General features: G+C 57.1%; 3 protein-coding genes. All 3 read right to left on the bottom strand.

Features of this window, described 5'->3' with window-relative positions; all coding sequences use genetic code 11:
* Positions 1–46 precede the first annotated feature (46 nt).
* Positions 47–2,068, bottom strand: a complete 2,022-nt coding sequence (locus AC2FPW_RS09420; protein ID WP_267365557.1) for a putative 2-aminoethylphosphonate ABC transporter permease subunit — start codon at positions 2,066–2,068, stop codon at positions 47–49.
* Complete coding sequence (locus AC2FPW_RS09415) at positions 2,065–3,180, bottom strand: putative 2-aminoethylphosphonate ABC transporter ATP-binding protein (protein ID WP_267365559.1); 1,116 nt, start codon at positions 3,178–3,180, stop codon at positions 2,065–2,067. Before AC2FPW_RS09415 ends, AC2FPW_RS09420 begins: the two co-directional genes overlap by 4 nt.
* Positions 3,181–3,312: 132 nt before the next feature.
* Positions 3,313–4,332, bottom strand: coding sequence for a putative 2-aminoethylphosphonate ABC transporter substrate-binding protein (locus AC2FPW_RS09410; protein ID WP_480589193.1), 1,020 nt, complete (start codon positions 4,330–4,332; stop codon positions 3,313–3,315).
* Positions 4,333–4,349 lie beyond the last annotated feature (17 nt).

The following is a 4,349-nucleotide window of genomic DNA, read 5'->3' as shown; positions in this document are numbered from 1 at the left end:
CCCCGCAGATATGTGATCTGCGGGGATATTGAGTTTTTTTTGTGGATTACCTGCTGCGCCAGGCCTGTGTGCGGGCCAGGATGCCTTTTGATGCCATCAGGTGGAAGATCCGGGCGGCTGCGTTGGTGTAGAAGATCATCATGCCCATTGCGGCTGCGGGTGCGATATCCCCGGCATCATCCATGTTCAGCACCGCGATGGACGCGAGTGTGGTTTTGGGTGAGTAGAGGAACACAACCGCCGACACGGTCGTCATCGCGTTGACGAACAGATAGATCGAGATGTCCAGCACCGCAGGCAGGCAGACCGGCACCGTCACGCGGGCAAACAGCTTCATTGTTGGCTGTTTGAGAGAGGCCGACACCGACTCGAACTCTTTATCCATCTGCTTGAGGGCGGTGACCGCCGTCAGGTGCGATACGGTATAGAAATGCGTCACCGTGCAAACCACCAGGATCGCCATGGTGCCGTAGATCGCATTGAACGGATTGGACGGGTTGTTGAAGAAGAAGATATACGACAGTCCCAGAACCATGCCCGGAATGGCCATCGGCAGCATGGCGAACATCTGAAAGATCGACCGCCCGGTTTTGAAGCCGTTCGATTTTTCCACCAGATACGCCCCGAAGAAGACAACCGTCGTGCCGATCACCGCCGTCAGGAAGGCCAGTTTGATCGAGTTGAAATACGACCCCCAGCCGCCGCCATCCATCTTGTCGAACTGGTAATTCTTGAGGCTCAGGCTCAGATCGTAGGGCCAGAACTTGATCAACGCCGCAAACTGACACACGGCCAGAAGACCAACAATGAACAGGCCGATCAAACTGCAGTAGATCAGGAATATGCGATCAGTCTTTGGGTTTGGTGTTGCCTGATATGGAACCGAGCGCGCAGACAGCAGCGCCACCTGCTTGGACTGAACCATCCGGTCGATGGCAAAAGCCAGAATTGCGGGGATGACCAGAACCACCGAGACCACGGCGCCCATCTCAAAGTTCTGCTGGCCGATCACCTGTTTGTAGATATCCACGGCAAGCACGTTGAACTGGCCGCCGATCACCTTTGGCAGGCCAAAATCGGTGATCACCAGATTGAACACGACAAAGGCTGCGGAAATCAGGCCATAGCGCGCGCCGGGTATGGTAACGGTCCAGAATGTCCGCCAGGGGGTTGAGCGCAAGCTGACAGCGGCCTCGTACAACCGCGCATCCGATATCGCGAGCGCGGTCGATATGATCAGGAACGCGTGTGGAAAGGTAAAGAAGACCGATCCGATCACGATGCCTATGGGGCCGTAGATACTGGCGCCGAACAGCAACTCCTTGATCATCCCCTGATTGCCGAACAGGTAGACCAGCGCGATGCCCGGCAGCAGCGAGGGAACCAGAATCGGCGCCATCGCGATCAGGCGAAAGACCCCCTTGAACCGCATGCAGCTTCGGTTCAGCGCATAGGCAAACCAGAACGCCAGCGTCACCGTAACGATTGTGCTGACAACCGAAATCCAAAGGGAATTCTTGATCGAGTTGAACAGGGCCGGGGTTGAGAAGTAGTTGATGAAGTTGCCCAGACCCCGCGCTTGAACCGGCCGCATCTGCACCCGGCGGAACGTGTTGGAATCAAGCTCGACCCAATCGGTGCCTTCGTTCAAAGTCGACCCGACCAGAAAGCGCCCGGCCTCCGTCGTGTTCCGCATCTGGTACATGACCGGGCTGCGAAAGCTGAAATCCGGAAAGAACCCGGTCACCGGCAAACGCCCGTCCGAGCCGGTTGTCAGATCGGTGTCGGAATACACCCCCAATTGCCTGTTCAGTTCGTCAGCCGTCAGGATCGTTCCGTCAAACACACCCGCTTCATCACTGACCTGAAACTCATACTGGGACAGCTCGACCCGGTAGGTCGAGAAGGACTTGGAAAGCATCGTGTAAAGCGGCAGCGCCAGTGTCACGATCAGATAGAGCGCGATCACCATCATGCTTCCGCGCATCAGGATGTCATCGCGGCTGAGCTTGGGCCTGATATCCGGCCCGACAGGCAATGTGTCGTGATTGGTCGACATCGTGCTCATGCCGCAGCCTCCGGAAGGTCAAACGCCATCAGGCGGTTCTCGGGAAGCTCGATCACCATGCTGCACCCCTCTTCCAGCTCAAGACGACGCACGGCGTTGATCGAAAAATCCGCGATCAGTTCAGAAGATCCGAACCGCTCGTTGTTCAGGCGGCAACGCCAGAACGAGCCCAGAAACTCCATTTCATCAAGCGTGACCTCGATGCAGTTCCGATTGCCGCCCGTGTCAAGATAACCAGCTTCATGAGGGATGATGTCTTCGGGACGAATGGCTGCGATGACCGGGGTGCCATCATTGAACGTGTGGCTGAGGCAGGCAAAGGTCTTTTCCCCGACGCTCAACCGCCCGCCTTTGGTGACCTGAGATCGGATCTGGTTCATTTCACCGATAAAGTCGGCCACGAACAGGTTGGCCGGTTCGCGGTAGATCTCCGTGGGCGATCCAACTTGTTCAATCACCCCGTGGTTCATCACCACGATGCGGTCGGCCATGGCCAGCGCTTCTTCCTGATCGTGCGTCACCATCACGGTGGTCACACCCAGCTTGCGCTGCAATTCCTTGATCTCATGCCGCAGGTGAACGCGCACCTTGGCGTCCAGCGCCGACAGGGGTTCGTCCAGCAGCAGCAAACCGGGATTGGTTGCAATGGCGCGGGCCAGCGCAATCCTCTGCTGCTGGCCCCCGGACAATTGTGCCGGGTATTTCCTGCCCTGATCCGGCAGACCAACAAGGTTCAACAGCTCGCTCACCCGAACCGCGATATCCGACTTGCTGCGGCCCGTGTTTTCAAGGCCAAATGCGATGTTCTTTTCGATCGTCAGGTTCGGGAACAGCGCATAGGACTGAAACACAATCCCGAAATCACGCTCGGACGGGGGCAGGTTGGAGACGTCCTTGCCATCCTGCATAACCGTACCCTTGGTCTGCAGATCCAGCCCGGCAATCGCCCGCAGCAAGGTGGTCTTGCCGCAGCCGGACGGGCCAAGGAAACAAATGAATTCACCTTCTTTGATTTCAAGAGAGATGTCCTTGAGTGCCAGAAAGCTGCCGAACGCTTTCCACAAATTCTGGATGCTGAGATACAGTTCACCGGGTGGTGTTTTCTGAAGCACGGGAGAGGTCCTCACATCTGCACCTCGGGCACGACCGATCCTGGCCGGTGCGCGCCGGGTGAGTTGGTTGTGTTGGTGGGAACAAGAGAGTGGCGGGCAGGAGCGGCACAAAAGCCCCTCCTGCCAATGGAATTATTTCGCTTCAGACTTTCCGTCATAGCGAGACTGCCATTCCTTCAGGATTGCCGCGCGATTGTTGGCGGCATACTCGAAATCATTGTTGATCATCGCATCCAGAAGACCTTCTGGGAAGTGTTCAACCGGTTTTGCAACGCCGGGATACGCCACGACCGCATAGCCGGTATTGTACATCTCGTTGGCCTCTTTGGTGACGGTGAAGTCCACCAGCTTCTGCGCGGCTTCCAGATTTGCGGTACCGGCCACAATCGCGGTTGCTTCCATGTCCCAGCCGACGCCTTCCGAAGGCACAATGATTTCCAGCGGTGCGCCATCAGCTTTGGACTTCGCCCCACGGAACGCAAAAGAGATACCAATCGGGATCTCGCCCGCCGCCGCCAGTTTGCAAGGCTTCGAGCCGGAATGGGTGTAGCGCGCAATATTCTCGTGCAGCGCGTCCATGTATTCCCAGCCACCTTCTTCGCCAAACATTTGAAGCCAGCTGGACACATCAAGGAACCCCGTACCAGACGAATTCGGGTTCGGCATGATCACCTGATCCTTGTACATCGGATCAGTCAGGTCCTTCCACGAAGTGGGCGGCTTCAGCCCGGCCTTTTCCGCCTCAACCGTGTTGTAGCAAACCGAGGCAACCCAGGCGTCCATGCCAACCCAGGCAGGCGGGTTGTCACCATCGACGAATTTCGCATCCAGCTTGTCTACGCCAGCCGGGGCATAAGGCTCCAGCATCCCTTCGGATTTCAACAGCAGCAGAGAGGTCGCAGCCAACCCCCAAACCACATCCGCCTGTGGGTTGTCACGCTCAGCCAGCAACTTCGCGGTGATGATCCCCGTCGAGTCCCGAACCCAGTTGATCTTGATATCAGGGTTACTCTGGTTGAACGTCTCCGCATACCTCGCCAGATCCTCCGCCTCAACAGCGGTGTAAACTGTCAGTTCCGTCTCCGATGCCGCAACCGTCGCAGTCAGTAAACCGACCGCCAATGCCGAATAAAATGATGTCGTCCGTTTCATGGTTTTCCTCTGTTGGT

It is taken from the genome of Ruegeria sp. SATB027, from assembly GCF_059613825.1.
Note: the sequence above shows the minus strand (reverse complement) of the source record. Positions and strands in the feature narration are given on the sequence as shown.